Consider the following 21,537-nt stretch of genomic DNA (forward strand, 5'->3'; position numbering starts at 1 on the left):
GGGTGCTCCTAGTCGTTGACGGGTCGGACGGTCGCTGTGGCGCCGTTGATGGCGGCGACGGCGATCGGCGAGCCCTGGGGGATCGGCATCGAGGTCGCCGTTCGGGCGGTCCAGGTGTCGCCGTTGCTGAGCTTGGCCTGACCGGAGATCTGAGTGATGTCCTGCAGCGCGATGCCGCGGAGTCCGACGAGCGCCTCGACGTTCGACTTGGTCGGGTCTTCGCCGCGATGGAGTCGCCGGATCAACGGTGGGCGCAGGAACAGGATGAAGAGCGCAGCCGCGCCTGCGGCGACGAGCACCTGAACCCACACGGGGACGCCGAGGAAGTCCGTGACGAGCCCGATAGCACTGCCGAAGCTCAGCATCAGGAAGGTGAAGTCGAGGGTGAGCATCTCGATCACGAGGAAGAGGGCGATGAGGACCAGCCACCCGACCCATGCCCACTGATCGACGAACTGGACGAATGTCGCGAAGTTGTCCATGCGGCCTCCCTGTTGCGGTCAACCTATCACGCGAGGTGTTCGCTCCAAGGGTCCCGAAGGGCGCCTTGCTAGTCTGGAACGGCCGTGCGATCACGGCGTTCCACGCACTTGAGGAGTCACCGTGACCGACGTTCTTCCCGCAGGTTCTCTCGACGGCAAGGTCGCGCTTGTCACCGGTTCGTCCCGAGGCATCGGGGCCGACACGGTGCGGTACCTCGCCGAGGCCGGAGCCGACGTCGTCATCAACTATCGCAACAAGGCTCCGCGCGCCGAGAAGCTCGCCACGCAGCTGCGGGAGCTCGGACGTCGCGTCCTGACCGTGGGCGCCGACCTGACCGACCCCACGTCGGTGGGGGAGATGTTCGAAGCCGTCGAGGCGGAGTTCGGGCGCCTCGACGTGCTGGTGCTGAACGCGTCGGGCGGTATGGAGTCCGGCATGGCGGAGGACTACGCCCTCACCCTCAACCGGGACGCTCAGCTCAACGTGCTCGACGCAGCGACGCCGCTGCTCGACGACGGCGCCCGGGTCGTGTTCGTCACGAGCCACCAGGCGCACTTCATCCGCACGACGCCCACCATGCCCGAGTACGAGCCGGTGGCGCTCTCGAAGCGCGCGGGAGAGGATGCTCTGCGCGAGCGCATCCCTGGGCTCGCCGAGAAGGGCATCGGGTTCACGGTGGTGTCCGGCGACATGATCGAGGGCACCATCACCGCGACGCTCCTGGAGCGTGCGAACCCGGGCGCGATCGCCGAGCGGCGTGAGTCGGCCGGCAAGCTGTACAACGTGTCGGAGTTCGCCGCCGAGGTCGCACGCGCGGCCGTCGACCCCGTGCCCGCTGACAACACCCGCCTGGTGGGCGACGTGAGCGGCTTCGCCGCCGAGTGACGCTCCTGATGTGAGAGAGGGCCCCGTCCGTGCGGACGCGCCCCTCTCTCCTCTGCGTGGCGGCCGGAGGGCGGTCGTCAGCTCACCGTCTCCGACCGGAAGGCGTCGGCAGCATCCTTCGCATCCTTGCCGATCGTGATGGCGCGGACGATCTGCACGATGCCCAGGGCGACGAGCGAGATGCCGAAGACGAGCCAGAGCACCGCCGCCGCGTACAGCGGCGAGAACAGCACGACAATGCCGGCGATGATGCTCAGCAGAGCATAGAGCAGCGTCCACACCCGGGATCCATCCTGGCCGAGCAGCGACAGCGAGACGACGCCGTCGACGATCCAGCTGATGCCGATGAAGATGACGACGACGAGGGCCAGGGTCGCCGCGGCGACGCCGAGATTGGCGAACGCGATGACGCCCGCGGCGATGTACAGCAGCCCGAGGACGATGTGGCCGACACGCGCCCACCCTCCCTTGCGGTGCGAGAAGATTCCGAGGCCGATGTAGACGAGCCCGGCGACGATCAGGTACGAGGCGAAGATGCCCGTCACGATCACCGCCGATTTGACCGGCCACACGAGCAGCACGACGCCGGCGATGAGCGCCAGCGCGCCAGACACGGCCAGGGTGATGCGAAGGGACTTGAACAGCGATTTCGCGTCGTTCGCGAGTGTTTCAGACATGGTTGGGGACCCTTTCTGAGAAAATCCTGTGAGGGATGGTCACAGAATATCGCTGCCTGCTCGCAAATGGGGGAGGAGTCGTGGCCGGCGACGCGGGAGTTCACGCGGAGGCACACGGCGGCATGGCACTATCGAGAGGTGACTCCCGATGAGGACGCCAGACTCCGCGAGCTCGTCGTCATGCGGAGGGTTCGTGACCGCATCGACAGGGAGTACGCGAAGCCGCTCGATGTCGAGGCCCTCGCGCGGGGCGTGCACATGTCGGCCGGTCACCTCAGTCGCAGGTTCCGTGATGCGTACGGTGAGTCACCGTACTCGTACCTCATGACGCGGCGCATCGAACGCGCCATGGCGCTGCTGCGACGCGGCGACCTCACGGTGACCGAGGTGTGCCTCGAGGTCGGGTGCTCGTCGCTCGGCACCTTCAGCACGCGCTTCACCGAGCTGGTGGGTGTCTCACCCCGGGTGTACCGTGAACGCGCCGCCAACGTCGACGGCATCCCGACCTTTCAGGTCAAGCAGGTCATCCGACCGATCAGGAATCAAGAAGCACCCCGCACCGACGCGAACCTAACCTGAACCCATGAACATCAGCATCCACTACGCATTCCTCCCGCACACGGATGCCGAGGCGGCCCTCGGCTTCTATCGAGACGCCCTCGGATTCGAGGTGCGAGGCGACGTCGGGTACGACGGCCTCCGCTGGCTCACCGTCGGGCCCGAAGGGCAGCCGGGAACGTCGATCGTGCTGCACCCGCCCGCGACCGATCCCGGTCTCACCGACGACGAACGCCGCACCATCAACGAGCTGATCGCGAAAGGCAGTTACGGCGCGCTCACGCTCGCGAGCGACGACCTCGACGGTCTGTTCGAACGGCTCGTCGAGAAGGGCGCCGATGTCGTCCAGGAGCCGATGGATCAGCCGTACGGCGTCCGCGACTGCGCCTTCCGCGACCCGGCGGGCAACCTGCTCCGTATCAACCAGGCCGGCTGAGCCCGCCCGACCGTTCGAGGAACCCCCATGACCCACGCCGCTGACGCCCACGACCTCATCCGCGTGCAGGGCGCACGCGAGAACAACCTGAAGGAGGTCAGCGTCGACATCCCGAAACGACGCCTGACCGTGTTCACCGGTGTCTCGGGCTCGGGGAAGAGCTCCCTCGTCTTCGACACCATCGCCGCCGAGTCGCGGCGCATGATCGACGAGACCTACAGCGCCTTCGTGCAGGGGTTCATGCCCTCTGTGCCTCGGCCCGACGTCGACGTGCTCGAGGGGCTGACCACGGCGATCATCGTCGACCAGGAGCGACTGGGGGCCAATCCGCGCTCCACTGTCGGCACGGTGACGGATGCCAACGCCATGCTGCGCATCCTCTTCAGCAAGCTGGGGCAGCCGTACATCGGCGGACCCACCGCGTTCTCGTTCAACATCCCGACGCAGAGGGCGAGCGGGGTGATGACGGGGCCGGGCGGCGAGAAGAAGATCGTCAAGGATGCGATCTATCTCGGCGGCATGTGTCCGCGATGCGAGGGCAGGGGAGCGGTCTCCGACCTCGACCTCTCGCAGATCGTCGACGAGTCGAAGTCGCTCGACGAGGGCGCCATCATGGTCCCCGGGTACACGGCCGACGGATGGATGGTGAAGGGCTTCTCCCAATCGGGCTTCTACCCGGGCGACAGGCCGATCGCGGAGTTCACGGAGAAGCAGCGGCACCTGTTCCTCTACGGAGAGGTGACGAAGGTCAAGATCTCCGGGATCAACATGACCTACGAGGGACTGATCCCGAAGATCACGAAGTCGATGCTGTCGAAGGACCTGGAGGCTCTGCAGCCGCACGTCCGCGCCTTCGTCGAGCGGGTGGCGACGTTCGCAACCTGCCCGGAGTGCGACGGCACCCGCCTCACCGAGGGAGCGCGGTCGTCGAAGATCGACGGCATCAGCATCGCCGATGCCTGCCGCATGCAGGTCACCGACCTCGCGGAGTGGGTGCGCGGGCTCGATCTGCCCGGTGCCGGCCCGCTGCTCGACGCACTGCGGGCGAACCTCGACGCGTTCGTCACGCTCGGACTCGGCTATCTCAGCTTGGAGCGCCCCTCCGGCACCCTTTCCGGCGGAGAGGCGCAGCGCATCAAGATGCTGCGGCATCTCGGCTCCTCGCTCACCGACGTCACCTACGTGTTCGACGAGCCGACGATCGGCCTGCACCCGCATGACATCCAGCGGATGAACAGCCTGCTGCTGCGGTTGAGAGACAAGGGCAACACCGTCCTCGTCGTGGAGCACAAGCCTGAGACCATCGCGATCGGCGACCATGTGGTGGACCTTGGCCCCGGTGCGGGAAGCGCAGGAGGACAGATCTGCTTCGAGGGCACCGTCGCGGGTCTGCGGTCCAGCGCCACCCTCACCGGCTCGCACCTCGACGACCGCGCTCAGGTGAAGGATGCCGTCAGGAGCAGGTCGGGCGTCATCGAGATCCGGGGCGCGAACGCGAACAACCTGCGGGACGTCGACGTCGACATTCCGACGGGGGTGCTCACGGTCGTCACCGGGGTCGCAGGATCGGGTAAGAGCTCCCTCATCCACGGCTCGGTCTCGAAGCGCGACGGCGTCGTGTCGATCGACCAGTCGGCGATCAAGGGGTCGCGGCGCAGCAACCCGGCGACGTACACCGGGCTCCTCGAACCCATCCGCAAGGCGTTCGCCAAGGCGAACGGTGTGAAGCCCGCACTGTTCAGCGCGAACTCCGAGGGGGCGTGCCCCACCTGCAAGGGCGCGGGCGTGATCATCACCGAGCTCGGATTCATGGACACCATCGAGACGCTGTGCGAGGACTGCGGGGGCAAGCGCTTCCAGGCCGCCGTGCTGGAGTACAAGCTCGGGGGCAAGGACATCACCGAGGTGCTCGATCTGCCCGTCTCCGAGGCCAGGGCGTTCTTCTCAGACGGCGAGGCCAAGCTGCCGGCCGCGGCGGCGATCCTCGGGAGGTTGGAGGACGTGGGGCTCGGCTACCTCGCCCTCGGACAGCCTCTGTCGACTCTGTCGGGTGGCGAGCGTCAGCGCATCAAGCTGGCGATCCAGATGGGGGAGAAGGGCGACGTCTACGTGCTGGACGAGCCGACGACCGGGCTGCATCTGGCGGATGTCCAGAACATCCTCGGACTGCTCGACCGGCTCGTCGAATCGGGCAAGACCGTGATCGTCATCGAGCACCATCAAGCCGTCATGGCCCACGCCGACTGGATCGTCGACATCGGCCCAGGCGCAGGGCACGACGGCGGACGCGTGGTGTTCGAGGGCACGCCCGCCGACCTGGTCGCGTCACGGGCGACGCTTACGGGCGAGCATCTTGCCGAGTACGTGGGCGCCTGAATCCGGAGGAGGAGAACCCATGTCCCTCGTGCGCGTGCACGACTTCACGATCTCTCTGTCCTGAACTCGAACCGGCGAGCGCACTACGAGGCGGTTTCTCAGGTGCGCTCCTTGCGGGCGACGATCGTGAAGGTGCTCGGCACCAGGTCGCGCTCGGACTCGGGCCAGGCGTATCCGCCCGGGACCTCGACCATGCGCGAGCTGAATCGCCAGGGGAGTGTCCGCCCCTCGTCGAAGTGCACGAGACGGAGTCCTGCGCGAAGCAGCGCGCCGAGGATCTCGGAGAGCGGGTGCGGCCACTCGTAGGTGCGAGCGTGCGCGACGGTGCCCTCGCCGGCGTATGTCGACGCGTCATCCCATTGCTGAGCATGGCCGTCGCCGAAGTACGGGTATCGGATGGTGAGTGCCGGCGCGTTCTCGTCGAGTGCGTAGAGCGAGGGGTGTCCGTCGCGGATGAAGAACGTGCCGCCATCTCGCAGCAGACCGAAGATCTGTTCGGCCCAGCGCTCCAGATCATCCAGCCAGCAGATCGTGCCGATGCTGGTATAGACCACGTCGAAGTCGCCGCTCACGGCGGCACGGGCGTCGAGCACGTCGGTCTGCACCCAGGTGGCGGTCACGCCCGTCCGCCGAGCGAGTTCCGCGCCGGCGGTCAGAGCGGGCTCCGAGAAGTCCACGCCGGTGACTCGCGCACCGGCTCGCGCCAGAGAGATCGTGTCGGTGCCGATGTGGCACTGCAGATGGCAGAGATCGAGCCCAGACAGAGTGCCGGTCGGCAGAAATCGCTCGAGCACGGGGACATCCGCGCGGACGACGTCGCTGAGATGCGACGGGTCATCGAACGCCTCGAGCCCGTAAGCGACCTGATGCAGGGGTACTCGGTCGTCCCAGTTCCGACGATTGGCCGCGCGGGCGTCAGCCCACGTCACTTCCACAGAGTCACCGTCCACGGAGCGAGCCTATCGACCGGAAGGCGGAACCCCGAGTAACCGATAATGTACATTATGTCAGGTCACGAAGAACTGCCCTGAGACTAGGCTCGATCCATGTTCCGCCCCCGCCCCCGCTCCCTCGAACTCCGCGTGGACCGGGACAGCGTCGCGATGGGTGACGACGTCGTCTCCCACGCCGGCGTGTTGTCCGTCCCGCGAGGGACGTTGCTCAGCGCGGCGATCGAGCGATGCTCGCCCGAGATCAAGGCACCTGGATGGTCCTGGGTCGCTGTCGTCGATGGCATGGCCGCCGCGGTCTGGTCCGTCGACCACGGCGTGCACCTGCTCGTCCCTGACCGGAAGCTCTCGCGCGGACCGGTCGAGGTCTTCTTCCGCTACTTCGCCCAGATCGATCCTGTCTGGTTGTTCGACCGCCTCGCGCGCGGAGAAAGACCCGACCGGCGTGCGCTCGAGGAGCAGTATGCGCCGATCGCGCGCGAGAGGTACCGGGCAGAGCTGCGTCGCCGGGAACGCGAGCTCGACGGGCGCCTGCTGAGCACTGCCTGCGTCGAGGCACTCCGCCACTACGGCGCCGAGTTCACCCTGCACGCCGATGTGGCGTGCGAATTCACACACGACGCAGACGCCTGGGTCGTTCGTCGGGCGGACACGATGTTCCAGGTCTTCCGCGGCGGCGGTGGCCCGATCGCGTCGCTCCGACCCCACGCTTTCGGCGAGGCGTGGCTCGTCGGCATGCTCGGCGCGGCCGTTCGCGCCGCCGAAGGCTGGGAAGCCCTCCCCGACGCCCACGTCTCCCCCGACCTCGAACTCACTCGATCCGGCGGCCGGTGGACGTCGCGCGGACCGACGGTCGTGCAGGTGCACTCCGAGCTCGCCGCTAGTGTCGCACAGCTCGCCCACGGGCGTTCGGTCTCGCAGATGCTCGAGGTGTTCGACGTCTGAGGCGGCCAGAGCCGTCCCCGACCAGGAGTAGCGTGGAGGGGTGACGTCGGCCGCCCACTCCCCCGCTTCGCGCCCGGGATGGAAGGCCTGGCTGATCTGGTCGGTGGGAGTGGCCGCCTACGTCCTCGCCATCACGAACCGCACCTCTCTCGGCGCAGTCGGCGTCGACGCGGCCGACCGCTTCATGGCGGATGCCTCGACGCTCGCGCTCTTCGCCGTGGTGCAGCTCGCGGTCTACGGCGGAATGCAGATTCCCATCGGCATCCTGCTCGATCGCTACGGCTCCCGTCCGATCATGACGGCGGGCATGCTGCTGATGGCTCTGGGGCAGCTGACGATGGCCCTCTCCCCCAGCATCGGCATCGCGATCGTCGCCCGTATCCTGCTCGGTGCAGGCGATGCCGCCGTGTTCCCGGCGGTCCTGCGCCTCGTCGCCACCTGGTTCCCTGCGCAGCGCGGCCCGATCATGGTGCAGTTCACGGGGATCATCGGACAGGCCGGCCAGCTCATCGCGCTCGTGCCGCTCGCAGCCCTTCTGCATGCGACGACGTGGACGGTGACGTTCGGCAGCATCGCGGGACTCGGTGCGCTCTTCACGGTGCTGGTGGCCATCGTCATCCGCAATCATCCGCCGGAGCGGGATGCCGATGTCTCGGTCAACACGGACACCGGCGTGGTGCGGGTCGTGACGTCCGCGATCGACACCGGCGTCGGCATCCGTGCGGCATGGGCGCACCCCGGCACCCGCCTCGCCTTCTGGTCGCACTTCACGACACCCTTCGCCGGCACCGCGTTCATCCTGCTCTGGGGCATGCCGTTCCTCACCGCGGCGCAGGGACTCGACACCGCCCACGCCGCAGGCATCATCTCGGTCTACGTCGTCGCCGGAATGGCACTCGGACCGGTCATCGGAGAGCTGTCGCGGCGGCTGCCGAACCAGCGCTCTTTCGCACTCGTCCTCCCTGCGGTGGTACTGCAGCTCCTCGCGTGGACGACCGTGATCGCGCTCCCCGGGCCTGCCCCGGTCTGGTTGCTCTACCTGCTGGCGGTGGCCCTCGCTACGGGAGGCCCCGCCAGTATGATCGCGTTCGATCACGCGCGCACCCACAACCCGACTCACCGCCTGAGCACCGCCACCGGTGTGACGAACGCGGGTGGGTTCATCGCCGCCCTGATAGCGATCTTCCTGATCGGTCTCGCGCTCGATCTGCAGGGCGCGGGTACGCCCGAGACATACTCGCTGGACGCGTTCCGCATCGCATTCCTGATGCCGATCCCGCTCTGGCTCCTCGGGATGACGTTCATCCTCATCGAGCGCAAGCGCACCCGCATCCGGATGGGTCTGGATCCGGAACGTCGTCGCTGATCTCCGTCCCCGACTCAGCGGAGCAGGTGCTGCACCGTCTCGATGATGAGCTCCAGGCTGACCTGCTCCGGCACCTCGGCGTCGCCGGCTTCGAACTCCGCCAGCTCGATGCCCTTCACAGCATCGATCGGCAGCGCGGCGAAGATCCCGGCGATCTGATGGGGCAGAAGGCCGTCGGCGACGCGATAGGCCGCGGGGATGTACCCCGGCTCGAGCACGTCCCAGTCGACATGGATCCACACCGGACGCCCGTCGACGAGTTCGAGCACGCGCTCCGGGGTGCTGTCCGCCGGAGCGAGCACCGTCGCTCCCGCATCCGCGAGGAGCTCGGCCTCGGCCGGATCGATGTCCCGGCCGCCGACGATCACGACGCGTGACGGATCGATCCCTGCACCGTGCCCGCTGTCCCAGAGACCGCTCGCGGCGGCGAGCACCATGCCGCCCAGGTATCCGGACTCGGTGGTGTCCGGGGTGTTGAAGTCGCCGTGCGCATCGATCCAGAGCACGACTACATCGGGATACCGCTCGGCGACGGTGGGCAGCGTGCCCAGGCTCGCGGCGCACGTGTTCGTGGCGAGCAGCGGCAGCTGTCCCCCGTCGATCGCCGCGCTCACGGCGTCCCGGAGTCCGTGCAGCGTCTCTTCGGCCTCGGGCAGCGCGCTCGTCCAGTCGTCCGTCCTCGCCGCGCTCGGAGCACCGACCGTCTGGGGTGCCGTGCCCAGGAGTGCGGCAAGCCGCTCCCCCACGAGACGCGCGCCCACGAGCGCGCCCTCCGTGCGATCGGCGACGCGGCCCTGGGAGACGATGAGCGAGAAGCGGGAGGTCATCCTCTCAGCTTCGCACTTATCCGGTATACCGGGCAAAACGGCGGCGCGGCCGCCCCGATCAGCCCTGGGAACGCCGCAGCGGTGTCCAGCCGAAAGGGATCGGGCCGTTCGAGAACGATCGCTCTCGATCGTCCTGCGCCGACCAACCCTGGGCGGCCCGCGGGCCGTCGAACTCCCCTCGCGCGACCCGGAACCCGACGTCGTCCTGGGCTGTGCGCGGAGATCCACCGCGACGAACGGAAGCCCGGACGCTCCATGCCTCATCGGCGAACGCGCCGCCGCGGAAGACCCGGTACTCGCCGTAGCGCTCAGGATCGAGCAGGTCCCAGCACCACTCCCATGTGTTTCCGAGCGTGTCGAAGAGGCCGAAGAGGTTCGGGAGCTTGCCGCCGACGTCTCGCGGCGTGCGGATGCCGTCGGCGCTCGTCCACGCGGCATCCAAGAGCGGCGCGTAGTGCGGTCCGACCGATCCCGCGCGGCAGGCGTACTCCCACTCCGCTTCGGTGGGCAGCCGGTATCCGCCCGCAGTGACGTCCCACTCGACGTCCTCGCCGTCGAAGTGGTACACCGGATCGAGCCCCTCCCACTCGGATGCCGCGTTGCAGAAGTGCACGGCCCGCAACCAGCTCACGTCGACGGCCGGACGGCGCGGATGCCGCGAGGGGACGGGGAGGATCTCCGCCAGCTGCTCCTCGGTCACGGCGAACACGCCGATCTCGAAGCTCTCCAGTTCCACGGTGCGCTCCGCCTTGCGTCGCGCGTCGTGCAGCGTCACGCGCCCCGCCGGCAGACTCCGCATCTCGATATCGGTCACGCGCCGGGCGCCCGCTCGACCCAGGTCGGGTACTTCGCCGCACGCCCGTCGCCCGACGAGGTGCGCGTGAGGCGACGACGCACCCACGGACCGACGAATTCACGGTAGTAAGCCAGTCCCGACGGCCCGGCCATCGCGGCCGCGGTCGGAGACCACCAGGCAGCAGGTGGCTCGAACCCCAGCGCCTGCAGCACCCGTGCCGCCACGCGATGATGCCCGGCCGCATTCATGTGCAGGCGATCCTCCGACCAGTACGGCGGTCGGGCGAGCTCCCGGTCGGGCCAGTTGAGCGCGCGGACGACGTCGGGGCGGTCCTCGACCCGCCGCAGCACCGCCTCGGAGAGCAGATCACCGCGGCGCTGGACGACGGTGCCCATGGGCAGCTGGCCGCTGGGATTCGCACCCGACAGCAGGATCAGGGTCACGCCCTCCTCGTCGCACCGACGCAGCACGCGACTGAACGCGTCCGCGATGTGCTCGAGGTCGGATCGAGGACGCAGCATGTCGTTGCCACCGCCGTTGAACGAGAGGTGCGTCGGACGCAGCGCCAACGCCGGCTCCAGCTGCTGCTCGACGATCGGCCAGGCGAGCTTCCCCCGGATGGCGAGGTTCGCATACTGGATCGGATGTCCGGACGCATCCGCCCATCCCTGCGCGACGAGATCGGCCCAGCCCCGTTCTCGTCCGTCGGGCAGCGCGTCGCCCACCCCCTCGGTGAAGGAGTCGCCGATAGCCACGTAGCGCACATCTGTCACCTCGCCAGCATATTGGCGGAACGATGGTGCGCGGCTCAGCGATCGTCGAGCGCGACTCCCCCGCGGTCGGCCAGACCCCACGCAGCGGCGGCCGCGATGACGAAGCACGCCCCGAACACGACGAACAGGGTCGGCACTCCCCCGGAGACGAGCAGCACGGGGACGGCGAGCGGTGCGGCGATCGACGCGAGGCGACCGATGCCTGCCGCCCAGCCTGCGCCTGTTCCTCGCAGCGATGTGGGATAGATCTCGGGCGTCACCGCGTACAGCGCCCCCCAGGCGCCGAGGTTGAAGAACGACAGCGCCATTCCCGATGCGATGATCGCGACCTCGGTGGTCGACGTGCCGAAGAAGACGGCGGAGGCGGCCGAGCCGACGAGGAAGACCGACAGCGTGATGCGGCGCCCCCAGACTTCGATCAGCCACGCCGCGACCGCGTAGCCCGGAAGCTGCGCGAGCGTGATGATGAGGGTGAACCCGAACGAGCGCACGAGATCGAAGCCGGCGTCGACGAGGATGCTCGGGATCCAGATGAAGGCGCCGTAGTAGGCGAAGTTCACGCAGAGCCACACCAGCCAGAGGCACAGTGTGCGGACTCGGAACTCCGAGCTCCACAGGGCGGACAGCCGGGCTCGCACGGTCACGGCGATCGGCTGCGTCGCCGGCTCCTTGCGGATCGCCGGAGTCCGCTCGATCTCCGCGTCGACCTCGAACGCCGAGACGATGCGGTCGGCCTCGGCGATACGCCCCTTCGACGCCAGCCAGCGCGGTGACTCCGGCAGCCCCCAGCGCACGACGAGAGCGTAGATCGCGGGGATCGCACCCAGCGCGAACGCCCACCGCCAGCCGTTCTCGGATGCCGGGATCACGAAGTATCCGATGACGGCCGCCGCTGTCCAGCCCAGGGCCCAGAACGCTTCGAGGAAGACGATGAGACGTCCCCGGATGCGCGCGGGGGCGAACTCGCTCACATACGTCGAAGCCACCGGCAGCTCCGCCCCGAGGCCCAGGCCGACGAGGAACCGCAGCACGAGAAGCGCCGCCAGACCGCCGACGAGAGCGCTCGCCCCCGTCGCGACGCCGTAGACGAGCAGAGTCAGCGCGAAGACCTGGCGGCGTCCGAGTCGATCCGCGAGCAGGCCGCCGAGGGTGGCTCCGAGCGCCATGCCGATGAAGCCGACGGACGCCACCCACCCGGCATCCGTCTTCGTCAGGCCCCACTGCTGGGTGAGAGCCGCGAGGATGAATGAGATGAGCCCCACGTCCATCGCGTCGAGCGCCCAGCCGACCCCCGACCCCGTCAGCAGGCGAAGGTGGCGGCGCGTGAACGGCAGATCATCGAGACGGCCGGCGAGCGACTCACGGCTCGGCAGGACGGGTTGTGCCATGCCCCCATCGTAGGGGCGTCGGTGCGCCCTCCGGCCTCACGTCATCCGCGTCAGTCGTTCGCGGCGAGCAGCCGCCGTACACGAGGGATCACCTCGGTGCCGTACAGCTCGACGCTTCGCATCAGGGCCTCATGCGAGATTGTGCCGGTGGAGTACTTCAGGTCGAAGCGTCCGAGACCGAGAGTGGTGACGGTGTCGGCGATCTTGGCGGCGACCCGGTCGGGCGAGCCGGCGTAGATGGCGCCGGCCGGCCCGACGTCGTTCTGGAAGCGCGCTCGACTGTAGGGCGGCCAGCCGCGCTCGGCGCCGATCGTGTTGTTCATGGCTTCGAAGCCGGAGTACGCGGCCTCCCAGGCTTCCTCGTCGGTCTCGGCGATGTGCCCTGGCGAGTGCACCGAGATCGGCTGCGCAGCGGTGCCGAACGACGCGACCGACCGGTGGTAGAGGTCGACGAAGGGCTTGAATCGGCCTGCCGGGCCGCCGATGATCGCGAGCATGAGTCCGAGCCCGTGCCGAGCGACGCGCACCACGGATTCAGGGCTGCCGCCGACGCCGACCCAGGTGCGAAGGCCCTTCTCGGTCTTGGGAAAGACATCGGCGTTCTCGAGAGAGGCGCGCATGCTCCCCGACCAGGTGACCGGCTCCTCCTTCAGAAGCTCGACGAACAGCTCGAGTTTCTGCTCGAACAGGGCGTCGTAGTCGCGGAGGTCGTAGCCGAACAGGGGGAACGACTCGATGAAGGAGCCGCGGCCGAGCACGACCTCCGCCCGCCCGTCAGACAGGGCGTCGAGGGTCGAGAAGCGCTCGAACACCCGCACCGGGTCGTCGGAGGAGAGGACCGTCACCGCTGTCCCGAGCCGCATCCGCTCGGTGCGCCCGGCGATGGTGGCGAGCACCATCTCCGGAGAGGAGATCGCGAACTCCTTGCGGTGGTGCTCCCCCACCCCGAAGTAGTCGACGCCCACCGAGTCGGCGAGCACCGCCTGCTCCACGACGTTCCGAATGGTCTGCGCGCCGGTGAGCAGCTCTCCGTCGGCGTCGCGGGTGATGTCTCCGAACGTGTCCAGCCCGAACTCGATGTCCATGTCAGCTCCTTCTATTCAGGTGAATGAACATCGGAGGAGGCGTGGGCATTCCCATCACCGGGTGAGCAGTGCTGTACGGAGGGTGTCGAGTCCGACGCCGCCCATGTCGAGGGCGCGCTTGTGGAACTCCTTGATGTCGAAGTCCGCGCCCTTCTCCGCCCGGTAGGCGTCGCGGACCTGCTCCCAGATGCGCTGCCCGACCTTATACGACGGGGCCTGACCCGGCCAACCGAGGTAGCGGTTCACCTCGAACTGCACGAACTGATCGGACATGTTCACGTTCTTGCGCATGAAGTCGAGTGCATAGGCGGCGTCCCAGGTACCTCCGCCATCGAGACGCTGCTTGCCGAGATGCACGCCGATGTCGAGCACGACGCGCGCTGCGCGCATGCGCTGTCCGTCGAGCATGCCGAGACGATCGGCCGGGTCGTCGAGGTAGCCCAGCTGCTGCATCAGTCGCTCCGCGTAGAGCGCCCAGCCCTCGGCGTGGCCCGAGGTTCCCGCGAGCAGGCGACGCCAGGAGTTCAGCTCTGCGCGGTTGTACACGGCCTGCGCGATCTGCAGGTGATGCCCCGGGACGCCCTCGTGATAGACGGTGGTGAGCTCACGCCAGGTGTCGAACTCGGTCACTCCCTCGGGGACGGACCACCACATGCGACCCGGACGCGAGAAATCGTCGGTCGGCCCCGTGTAGTAGATGCCGCCCTCCTGAGTGGGCGCGATCATGCACTCGAGCGTGCGAATGGCTTCGGGGATGTCGAAGTGCGTGGCGCCGAGCTCGGCCACGGCGCGGTCGCTCGTCTCCTGCATCCAGCGCTGCAGCGCCTCCGTGCCCACCAGCTTGCGAGCCGGATCCGCTTCGAGATGCGCAACGGCCTCCTCGACAGAGGCCCCGGGCAGAATCTCGTTCGCGATCGCAGTCTGCTCGGCGACCATGCGCTCGAGCTCTTCGCGGCCCCACTCATACGTCTCGTCGAGGTCGATCGTGGCGCCGAGGAAACGGCGCGAGTTGAGTGCGTAGAGCTCGCGCCCCACCGCATCCTCCTCACCGGCGGCAGGAGCGAGCTCCTCCGCGAGGAAGCGACGCAGCGCTCCGTAGGCGACGCGTGCCGATGCCGAGTTGTCGGCGAGAGTACGGGCGAGGGATGCCGGGAGGTTCCCGTCCTCCGGCGACGCGTCGGCGACGAAAGCTGCGAAGAATCCGTCGTCGGCGATGTAGCGGTCGATCTGCGTGGCGACCTCGACCACCTGACGGCGTGCGGGCGTCACACCGGCAGCGATGCCGGCACGGAGGGTCTCCGTGTATCCGCGCAGCGCGTCGGGCACGGCAGCGAGGCGGGTGGCGATCACCGACCAGTCGTCCGCCGTCGCCGTGGGCATCAGGTCGAACGCGGAACGCACGTCCTGCGCGGCAGATGCGATGACGTTGAGGTCGCGAAGGTGCCAGTTCGCCTCGTGGAGCTCGAGATCGAGAGTGAGCTCCGCAGTGAGGTCGGCCTTCGTGACCTCGTCGATGGCGTCCACCGGCTCCAGCGACGAGAGCTCGGCAAGCGTCGCACGCGTCGCTGCGGCGATGCTCTCGTGACCGTCGGGGCTCAGGTCGCCGAAGCGATCGTTGACCTCGTCGCGACCGATGTACGTGCCGAGCGTCGGCGCCAACTGCACCAGCGCGTCGACCCATTCATCGGCGACCTTGTCGATGGCGGAGGGAGTGCGGGGCTCAGAAGTCATCCCTTCAGCGTAGCCGGATGACGCCTGTGCCACCCACCCGGCGGCCGCCTCGTCCGTCAGTGCGCCGCCTCGTTCCAGTCCTGCCCGCGACCGACCTGCACGTCGAGCGGGACGGTGAGGTCTGCGGCGTCGCCCATGCGCTGGCGAACAATGCGCTCCGCCGCATCCCACTCTCCGGGCGCGACCTCCACCACCAGCTCGTCGTGGATCTGGAGCAGCACGCGGGAGGAGAGCCGCTCGGAGCGCAGGTCGTCATGGATGTGGAACAGCGCGATCTTCATGATGTCGGCCGCGCTCCCCTGGATGGGTGCGTTGAGCGCCGCGCGCTCCGCGTTCTCGCGAAGCACGCGGTTCGGCGAGGCCAGATCCGGGAACGGACGCCGGCGGCCGTAGATCGTCTCGGTGTACCCCACCTCGCGCGCGGCGAGCACCGACGCCCGGAGGTAGTCGCGCACCGCCCCGAACCGGGCGAAATACTCGACCATCAGCTGCTTCGCCTCGGACTGCTCGATGCGCAGTTGCTTCGACAGACCGAACGCCGAGAGCCCGTAGACGAGCCCGTACGACATGGCCTTCACCTTCGTGCGCATCGCTGCCGTGACGTCGGCGGGATCGACCCCGAAGACGCGAGCGCCGACGAACCGGTGCAGGTCCTCTCCGCTGTTGAAGGCCTCGATGAGACCTTCGTCGCCGGAGAGGTGCGCCATAATCCGCATCTCGATCTGCGAGTAGTCCGCGGTGAGGAGAGCCTCGTACCCCTCGCCGACCCGGAAGGCGCTGCGGATGCGACGTGACTCCTCCGTGCGGACGGGGATGTTCTGCAGGTTGGGATCGGTGCTCGAGAGGCGCCCCGTCTGGCTGCCTGTCTGCACGTAGGTCGTGCGCACCCGCTGGTCAGGGCCGATCGCCACGTCGAGCGACTCGATGATCTGCCGGAGCTTGGTCGCCTCGCGGTGCTGCAGCAGCAGACCGAGGAACGGATGCGGATGCGATTCCTGCAGGTCGGCGAGGACCGCGGCATCCGTCGAATAGCCCGTCTTCGTCTTGCGGGTCTTCGGGAGCTGCAGGTCGTCGAAGAGCACCTCCTGGAGCTGCTTCGGCGAGCCGAGGTTGAACTCGCGTCCGACGATGCCGAACGCATCCTGCGCGATGCCGTCCGCGCGGGTGGCGAGCTCGGACGAGAAGGCCGACAGCACCTCGTGCGAGACCGCGACGCCCGCGACCTCCATGTCGGCCAGGGTCAGCAGCGTCGGAAGCTCGATGTCGGTGAGCACCGCGGCGACGGTTCCCGGGATGTCGTCGCGCAGAGCCGCCGCGACGCGCAGCGCGAACCAGGCCTCCTGCGACGGCGTCGCTCCCTCGGTCTCGGGCACCAACTGGGTGGGGTCGGCCTCGGGCAGCTTCTCGCCGAGGTACCGCTCGACGAGGTCGCCGAGGGTCTTGTCGGGGAAGCTCGGACGCAGCAGCCAGCCGGCGAGGCTCGTGTCATAGGCGAGGCCGGAGAGGCGGATGCCCAGCCGGAGGAGTGCCTTCACCTGCGGTTTCGCGTCGTGCATGATCTTCGGACGGTCGGATTCGAGCCAGCCGCGGAGCGAGGTCGCGGCGTCGTCGTTCCAGTTCAGCTCCCGCAGTTCGGTCTCCGTCGCGGCGCCGATCCGCGTGGGCGCGCCGCTCTGCAGAACCAGGCGGAGTGCCACTTCTTGCTGCGACTCCGCCCAGGAGAGGAACTCGTCGGCCGCGACCTCGGCCGGAGCCGGCAGATCGACGACGGTCGCCGGGTCGTCAGCGACCTCGCCGGCGCCGACGGCCTCGAACACCCGCGGGAGCAGCGTGCGGAACTCCAGGCGGGCGAAGATGTCTCGGACGGCCTGCGCGTCGATCGGTGAGACGGCCAGGTCGGCGGGTGCGACCGGGAGCTCGACGTCGCGGAGCAGTCGATTCAGCTTCCGGTTCCGCCGCACGTCCTCGATGTGCTCACGGAGGTTGCCGCCGACGACGCCCTTGATCTCGTCCGCCCGGTCGAGGAGCTCATCGAGTGATCCGAACTGGGTGAGCCACTTGACCGCCGTCTTCTCCCCCACCTTCGGCACTCCGGGGAGGTTGTCGCTGGTCTCACCCACCAGTGCGGCGATGTCAGGGTACTGCTCTGGGCGCACTCCGTATCGCTCCCGGACCGTGGCCGGGTCGTACCGCTTGAGCTGAGAGACACCCTGGACGTTCGGGTACAGCAGCGTGATCTCGTCGTTCACGAGCTGGATCGTGTCGCGATCGCCCGACACGACGAGGACCTCGTACCCTTGCTCCGCTCCCTGGGTCGAGAGGGTCGCGAGGATGTCGTCCGCTTCGATCCCCTCCTTCGTGAGCACCGGGATCGACATCGCTGCGAGGCAGTCCTGCAGCAGCGGGATCTGTCCGCGGAACTCCTGGGGCGTCTCCGAACGTGTCGCCTTGTACTCCGGGTACTCGTCGGTGCGGAAGGAGTGACGCGACGTGTCGAAGGCGATGGCCAGGTGCGTCGGCTGCTCGGCCTTGATGAGGTTCACCAGCATCGAGAGGAAGCCGTAAATGGCGTTCGTGTGCTGGTTGTCCTTCGTCGTGAAGTTGTCGACCGGCAGGGCGAAAAAAGCGCGGTAGGCGAGCGAATGGCCGTCGACGACCATGAGGGTAGGCTTTGCGGAGTCCGTCACCCTGTCAGCCTAACGAGGACGACAGACACCCGCTGAGGAGGATTCATGAGCGACACCACCGCGACGAGTCAGGGACTCGATTGGGCGTCCGCTCGCGGCATGGGAGCCCTCGCCGAGAAGATGGGGATGCAGTTCCTCGAGTTCGGCACGGAGCGGTGCATCGCGACGATGCCGGTCGAGGGCAACACGCAGCCCGTCGGTCTGATGCACGGCGGCGCGTACGTGGTGCTCGGCGAGTCCCTGGGGTCCATGGCGGCGAACCTGCATGCAGGCCCAGGACGCCTCGCTGTCGGGGTGGACATCAACGCCACGCACACTCGATCGGCGACATCCGGCGTGGTCACCGGTGTCTGCACGCCGGTCCATCTCGGCCGCAGCATCACCGTGCACGAGATCGTCGTCACCGACGATCAGGGACGCCGCTGCTCCACCATCCGGATCACCAACATGATCAAGGACGCACCGGCCTGACCCCGTCCCGTCGAACGCTCGCGGGCGTCACGCGAGTATCCGCTGGAAGAGGAGGTGATCGCGCCACTCCCCCGCGATGTGCAGGTACTTCGGCGCGAGTCCGATCTTGGCGAACCGGGCGCTGCGGAGAACCCGCTGCGACGCGACGTTATCGAGCAGCGTCGCCGCCTGAACACGGTGCAGCGACAGCTCGTCCTCGGCGAATCGGATGAGCTCCGCGACACCCCGGCCGGCCAGACCGCGGCGCAGCCGTGATCCGTCGATCCAGTAGCCGAGGTCGGCGCTGCGGAAAGCACCCCGCACGACGTTGTTGAGGTTCATCCGTCCGCGGATCTCTCCGTCATCCGACACGAGAACGAATCGATAGCCGCGCCCGGAGTCCACGTCGGCGATGCACTGATCGACGTGCCGTTCCTGCCACGCCGCCGTGTAGAACTCGTTGCTCCGCACCGGCTCCCAGGGCGCGAGATGCTCCCGATTCGTCGCGTACGCGCGAGCAAGCGGCGCGCCGTCCCCCGGCTGGACGAGACGCAGGACGTGGTCCGCGTCGAGCCGGAGCACCGACTACTTCTTCGGAGCGAGCTGCTCGATGATCGCCTTCGCGACGTCCTGCATCGTGAGACGACGATCCATCGACGCCTTCTGGATCCAGCGGAAGGCTTCGGGCTCGGAGAGTCCCATCTTCTCGTTCAGCAGGCCCTTGGCCCGGTCGACGAGCTTGCGTGTCTCGAAACGCTCCACCATATCGGCGACCTCGGCCTCGAGCGTGATGATCTGCTCGTGACGGGCGAGCGCGATCTCGATCGCGGGCAGCAGGTCGTTGGGGGTGAAGGGCTTCACGACGTATGCCAGCGCGCCGGCCTCGCTCGCTCGCTCGACCAGCTCCTTCTGGCTGAACGCCGTGAGCAGGACCACAGGGGCGATGTTGCCCTTGTGCAGCTTCTCGGCAGCGCTGATGCCGTCGAGCTGAGGCATCTTGACGTCCATGATCACGAGGTCGGGTCGCAGCTCTGTGGCGAGAGCGACAGCGGTCTCGCCGTCTCCGGCCTCGCCGACCACATCGAAGCCGTTGTCGCGGAGGATCTCGACGATGTCGAGACGGATCAGCGACTCGTCCTCGGCGACGACGACGCGTCGGGGGGCGGATGCCGTGGGCTGCTCAGCCTGTTCTTGCTCTGTCACGCCCTCCATCCTAGTGGAGAGTCACCCGGCCGACCCCGAAGGTCGCACGTCTGTGCACCTGCGCTGCGATACAGTCGTAGACGCGACACACGGGCCGGCGTGGCGGAATGGCAGACGCGGAGCACTCAAAATGCTTTGTCCGAGAGGGCGTGTGGGTTCGAGTCCCACCGCCGGCACCCTGCGGTCGTCATCCCCGATTCTTCAGCGGGTCGTGCCCCCAGTTCATGAGCGAGTACCGCCACCGCGTCTCGGTGACATCCCCGTCCGGCCTCTGCGCTCCGTGGCGAGCCACGTAGCCGACGACCTTCCGCATCCACGCGACGTCGTCGCGCGTGAGTTCCGCTTTCTTCGTCCTCAGCAGCGTGACGATACGGCGCCCCGACCTGTGCCCCGTCGATTCGCCGCCGTCGGAATCGCCGACGGATCGGGATTCGTCGGTCTCGAGCCACTGCTCGAGCTCCTTCGGTGCCATGTTCACATCTCGCTGCCAGTCGTCCCAGACATCGGCCAGTTCGTCGTCGTGATCGGTCATCGGTCATCCTCTCGTGGGTTCTCCGAACCTACTGCGCCCGACGGCAGGGAGAAGGGGCTTGCGCGTCTCCTCGCCTTCCGCAAGCCGCCTCGGCTTCCGGCGACGGCGCCGATGCGATAGACACGTCACATGCGTTCGCGCACGTCCGTCGACATCTGGAGCCGCACCCGACACCGTCGGCGTGGCCTCGTGATCGGGCTGATCGCCGTCACGGTGATCGGCGGCGTCCTCGCCGTCGACGCGATCCGTCGGCACATCGAGGGCGAGGCCGACCTCGCGGGCGACAGGACTTTCTACCGGATACCCGATCCGCTGCCGGAAGGCGAGCCGGGCGACATCGTCCGCCTCGAGGAGATCGACAGCGCGCCGCTCGGATCCGCGGCCTGGCGACTGATCTACCACACGAGAGACCTCGCGGGATCCGACGTGGCAGCCTCGGCGGTCGTGGTCGTGCCCGACACCCCGGCCCCCGCGCGCGGGCGGGCCGTCATCGCCTGGGGCCATCCCACCACGGGTGCTGCGACGCACTGCGCGCCGTCGCTCGACGTCGATCCCTTCCAGCTCATCGAGGGTCTGCACGAGTTCCTCCTCGAGGGGTACGCCGTGGTGGCGGCGGACTACCCCGGTCTCGGCGTAGCCGGCGCATCCTCGTATCTGCTCGGCGTCCCGGAGGCGAACAGCGTGCTCGACGCCGTGCGCGCGGCGGGCGACATCGACGCCGCGAAGATCGGCACGGATGTCGTCCTGTGGGGACACTCGCAGGGCGGACAGGCCGTGCTCTTCGCAGCCGAACGGGCAGAGCGTTACGCGCCGGACCTGACGGTGCACAGCGTCGCCGTCGCCGCCCCCGCGGCTGACCTGACCGAGCTCATGAGCGATGACATCGTGAACATCTCGGGCGTCACGATCGCCTCCTACGCGATCCCCGCTTATGAGGCGGCATACGCCGAGCAGTACGGCAGCAGTGAACTCATCGCGATCCTCACGCCCGGCGGAGCCGCGGCGACCCCGCAGATGGCCGAGATGTGCCTGCTGTCGCAGAACAAGGAGATCCACGCGATCGCCGACCCGCTCATCGGACGCTACGTCACGAGCGACCCCGCGACGACGGAGCCGTGGAAGACGCTTCTCGAGGAGAACAGCGCCGGGTCATCGCCGATCCGTGTTCCGGTGTTCGTGGGGCAGGGCCTCGCCGACGAGCTCGTGAAGCCCGCGGCGACCGAGGACTATGTGGCCCTTCTGTGCGGACAGGAGACGAGAGTCAGCTTCCACCGCTACCCGAGCGTGAATCACGGACTGGCCGCTTACGCCGCGCTGCCCGACATGCTCGGCTGGCTCTCGGCGGTCAGCGCCGGCCAACCGCCGCCCTCCACCTGCCCATGACCGTCG

Annotated in this window: 21 protein-coding genes and 1 tRNA gene; 9 read left to right on the forward strand and 13 right to left on the reverse strand. The window is 68.1% G+C overall.

Going from position 1 to position 21,537, the window contains the following annotated elements; translation table 11 throughout:
• Window positions 1–8: 8 nt before the first annotated feature.
• Window positions 9–482, reverse strand: coding sequence for an NfeD family protein (locus AUC47_RS15440; RefSeq protein WP_096716061.1), 474 nt, complete (start codon window positions 480–482; stop codon window positions 9–11).
• A 121-nt stretch (window positions 483–603) separates the two neighbouring features.
• Here AUC47_RS15440 and AUC47_RS15445 point away from each other — a divergent pair, with 121 nt between their 5' ends.
• Complete coding sequence (locus AUC47_RS15445) at window positions 604–1,368, forward strand: SDR family oxidoreductase (RefSeq protein ID WP_096716062.1); 765 nt, start codon at window positions 604–606, stop codon at window positions 1,366–1,368.
• A gap of 77 nt (window positions 1,369–1,445) precedes the next feature.
• Here the strand turns inward: AUC47_RS15445 and AUC47_RS15450 are convergent, their stop codons facing one another.
• Window positions 1,446–2,045 (reverse strand): HdeD family acid-resistance protein, encoded by a 600-nt coding sequence (locus AUC47_RS15450; protein ID WP_096716063.1) that lies wholly within the window; start codon window positions 2,043–2,045, stop codon window positions 1,446–1,448.
• Between the two features lie 180 nt (window positions 2,046–2,225).
• Here AUC47_RS15450 and AUC47_RS15455 point away from each other — a divergent pair, with 180 nt between their 5' ends.
• The 3 genes from AUC47_RS15455 to AUC47_RS15465 are packed head-to-tail and all read left to right on the forward strand — an operon-like array spanning window position 2,226 to window position 5,415.
• Entirely contained in the window at window positions 2,226–2,624 is a 399-nt protein-coding gene (locus AUC47_RS15455; protein ID WP_256999638.1) for a helix-turn-helix transcriptional regulator, read from the forward strand.
• Between the two features lie 4 nt (window positions 2,625–2,628).
• Window positions 2,629–3,039 (forward strand): VOC family protein, encoded by a 411-nt coding sequence (locus tag AUC47_RS15460; RefSeq protein WP_096716065.1) that lies wholly within the window; start codon window positions 2,629–2,631, stop codon window positions 3,037–3,039.
• A 27-nt stretch (window positions 3,040–3,066) separates the two neighbouring features.
• Window positions 3,067–5,415 carry an ATP-binding cassette domain-containing protein gene (locus tag AUC47_RS15465; RefSeq protein WP_096716066.1) on the forward strand — a complete coding sequence of 783 codons (2,349 nt, stop codon included), beginning with the start codon at window positions 3,067–3,069 and terminating at the stop codon, window positions 5,413–5,415.
• A gap of 98 nt (window positions 5,416–5,513) precedes the next feature.
• Here the strand turns inward: AUC47_RS15465 and AUC47_RS15470 are convergent, their stop codons facing one another.
• Window positions 5,514–6,365, reverse strand: a complete 852-nt coding sequence (locus tag AUC47_RS15470; protein WP_096716067.1) for a class I SAM-dependent methyltransferase — start codon at window positions 6,363–6,365, stop codon at window positions 5,514–5,516.
• 96 nt (window positions 6,366–6,461) lie between these two features.
• On the opposite strand from AUC47_RS15470, the gene AUC47_RS15475 reads away from it, so the two are divergent.
• Both AUC47_RS15475 and AUC47_RS15480 read left to right on the forward strand, forming a co-directional pair.
• Window positions 6,462–7,310 carry a hypothetical protein gene (locus tag AUC47_RS15475; protein WP_096716068.1) on the forward strand — a complete coding sequence of 283 codons (849 nt, stop codon included), beginning with the start codon at window positions 6,462–6,464 and terminating at the stop codon, window positions 7,308–7,310.
• A gap of 40 nt (window positions 7,311–7,350) precedes the next feature.
• Entirely contained in the window at window positions 7,351–8,676 is a 1,326-nt protein-coding gene (locus AUC47_RS15480) for an MFS transporter (RefSeq protein ID WP_096716069.1), read from the forward strand.
• A 14-nt stretch (window positions 8,677–8,690) separates the two neighbouring features.
• Here the strand turns inward: AUC47_RS15480 and AUC47_RS15485 are convergent, their stop codons facing one another.
• From AUC47_RS15485 to polA, 7 genes are read right to left on the reverse strand one after another with little or no spacing between them, the layout of a single operon-like run.
• The gene (locus AUC47_RS15485) at window positions 8,691–9,503 is read right to left on the reverse strand and encodes an arginase family protein (protein ID WP_096716070.1); all 813 of its coding nucleotides are present in this window, start codon (window positions 9,501–9,503) and stop codon (window positions 8,691–8,693) included.
• A 58-nt stretch (window positions 9,504–9,561) separates the two neighbouring features.
• Complete coding sequence (locus AUC47_RS15490; RefSeq protein ID WP_179297645.1) at window positions 9,562–10,317, reverse strand: formylglycine-generating enzyme family protein; 756 nt, start codon at window positions 10,315–10,317, stop codon at window positions 9,562–9,564.
• The gene (locus AUC47_RS15495; protein ID WP_096716071.1) at window positions 10,314–11,063 is read right to left on the reverse strand and encodes an SGNH/GDSL hydrolase family protein; all 750 of its coding nucleotides are present in this window, start codon (window positions 11,061–11,063) and stop codon (window positions 10,314–10,316) included. Before AUC47_RS15495 ends, AUC47_RS15490 begins: the two co-directional genes overlap by 4 nt.
• Before the next feature lie 44 nt (window positions 11,064–11,107).
• Window positions 11,108–12,460 (reverse strand): MFS transporter, encoded by a 1,353-nt coding sequence (locus AUC47_RS15500; protein WP_096716072.1) that lies wholly within the window; start codon window positions 12,458–12,460, stop codon window positions 11,108–11,110.
• A 50-nt stretch (window positions 12,461–12,510) separates the two neighbouring features.
• The gene (locus AUC47_RS15505) at window positions 12,511–13,545 is read right to left on the reverse strand and encodes an LLM class flavin-dependent oxidoreductase (protein WP_096716073.1); all 1,035 of its coding nucleotides are present in this window, start codon (window positions 13,543–13,545) and stop codon (window positions 12,511–12,513) included.
• 54 nt (window positions 13,546–13,599) lie between these two features.
• Window positions 13,600–15,276, reverse strand: a complete 1,677-nt coding sequence (locus tag AUC47_RS15510; protein WP_096716074.1) for a DUF885 domain-containing protein — start codon at window positions 15,274–15,276, stop codon at window positions 13,600–13,602.
• 56 nt (window positions 15,277–15,332) lie between these two features.
• Complete coding sequence (polA, locus tag AUC47_RS15515) at window positions 15,333–17,963, reverse strand: DNA polymerase I (RefSeq protein WP_179297646.1); 2,631 nt, start codon at window positions 17,961–17,963, stop codon at window positions 15,333–15,335.
• Between the two features lie 45 nt (window positions 17,964–18,008).
• On the opposite strand from polA, the gene AUC47_RS15520 reads away from it, so the two are divergent.
• A complete protein-coding gene (locus tag AUC47_RS15520) occupies window positions 18,009–18,434 on the forward strand; it encodes a hotdog fold thioesterase (RefSeq protein WP_096716076.1) in 426 nt (141 codons plus the stop codon).
• Window positions 18,435–18,461: 27 nt separating this feature from the next.
• Here AUC47_RS15520 and AUC47_RS15525 read toward each other — a convergent pair whose 3' ends face one another.
• Together AUC47_RS15525 and AUC47_RS15530 are read right to left on the reverse strand one after the other, a co-directional pair.
• A complete protein-coding gene (locus tag AUC47_RS15525) occupies window positions 18,462–18,995 on the reverse strand; it encodes a GNAT family N-acetyltransferase (RefSeq protein ID WP_096716077.1) in 534 nt (177 codons plus the stop codon).
• Window positions 18,996–18,998: 3 nt separating this feature from the next.
• On the reverse strand, window positions 18,999–19,625 hold the full coding sequence (locus AUC47_RS15530) for an ANTAR domain-containing response regulator (protein WP_373557873.1): 627 nt from the start codon (window positions 19,623–19,625) through the stop codon (window positions 18,999–19,001).
• Between the two features lie 84 nt (window positions 19,626–19,709).
• Here AUC47_RS15530 and AUC47_RS15535 point away from each other — a divergent pair.
• Window positions 19,710–19,792: transfer RNA gene (locus tag AUC47_RS15535), tRNA-Leu, on the forward strand.
• A gap of 11 nt (window positions 19,793–19,803) precedes the next feature.
• Here AUC47_RS15535 and AUC47_RS15540 read toward each other — a convergent pair.
• Complete coding sequence (locus AUC47_RS15540; RefSeq protein ID WP_096716078.1) at window positions 19,804–20,148, reverse strand: DUF3140 domain-containing protein; 345 nt, start codon at window positions 20,146–20,148, stop codon at window positions 19,804–19,806.
• 129 nt (window positions 20,149–20,277) lie between these two features.
• Between AUC47_RS15540 and AUC47_RS15545 the strand changes: the two genes are divergently transcribed.
• Window positions 20,278–21,531, forward strand: a complete 1,254-nt coding sequence (locus AUC47_RS15545) for an alpha/beta fold hydrolase (protein ID WP_096716079.1) — start codon at window positions 20,278–20,280, stop codon at window positions 21,529–21,531.
• The last annotated feature ends 6 nt before the right edge of the window (window positions 21,532–21,537 follow it).

Origin of the sequence: Microbacterium sp. SZ1 (assembly GCF_002362255.1) — a bacterium.
Taxonomy (GTDB): domain Bacteria; phylum Actinomycetota; class Actinomycetes; order Actinomycetales; family Microbacteriaceae; genus Microbacterium.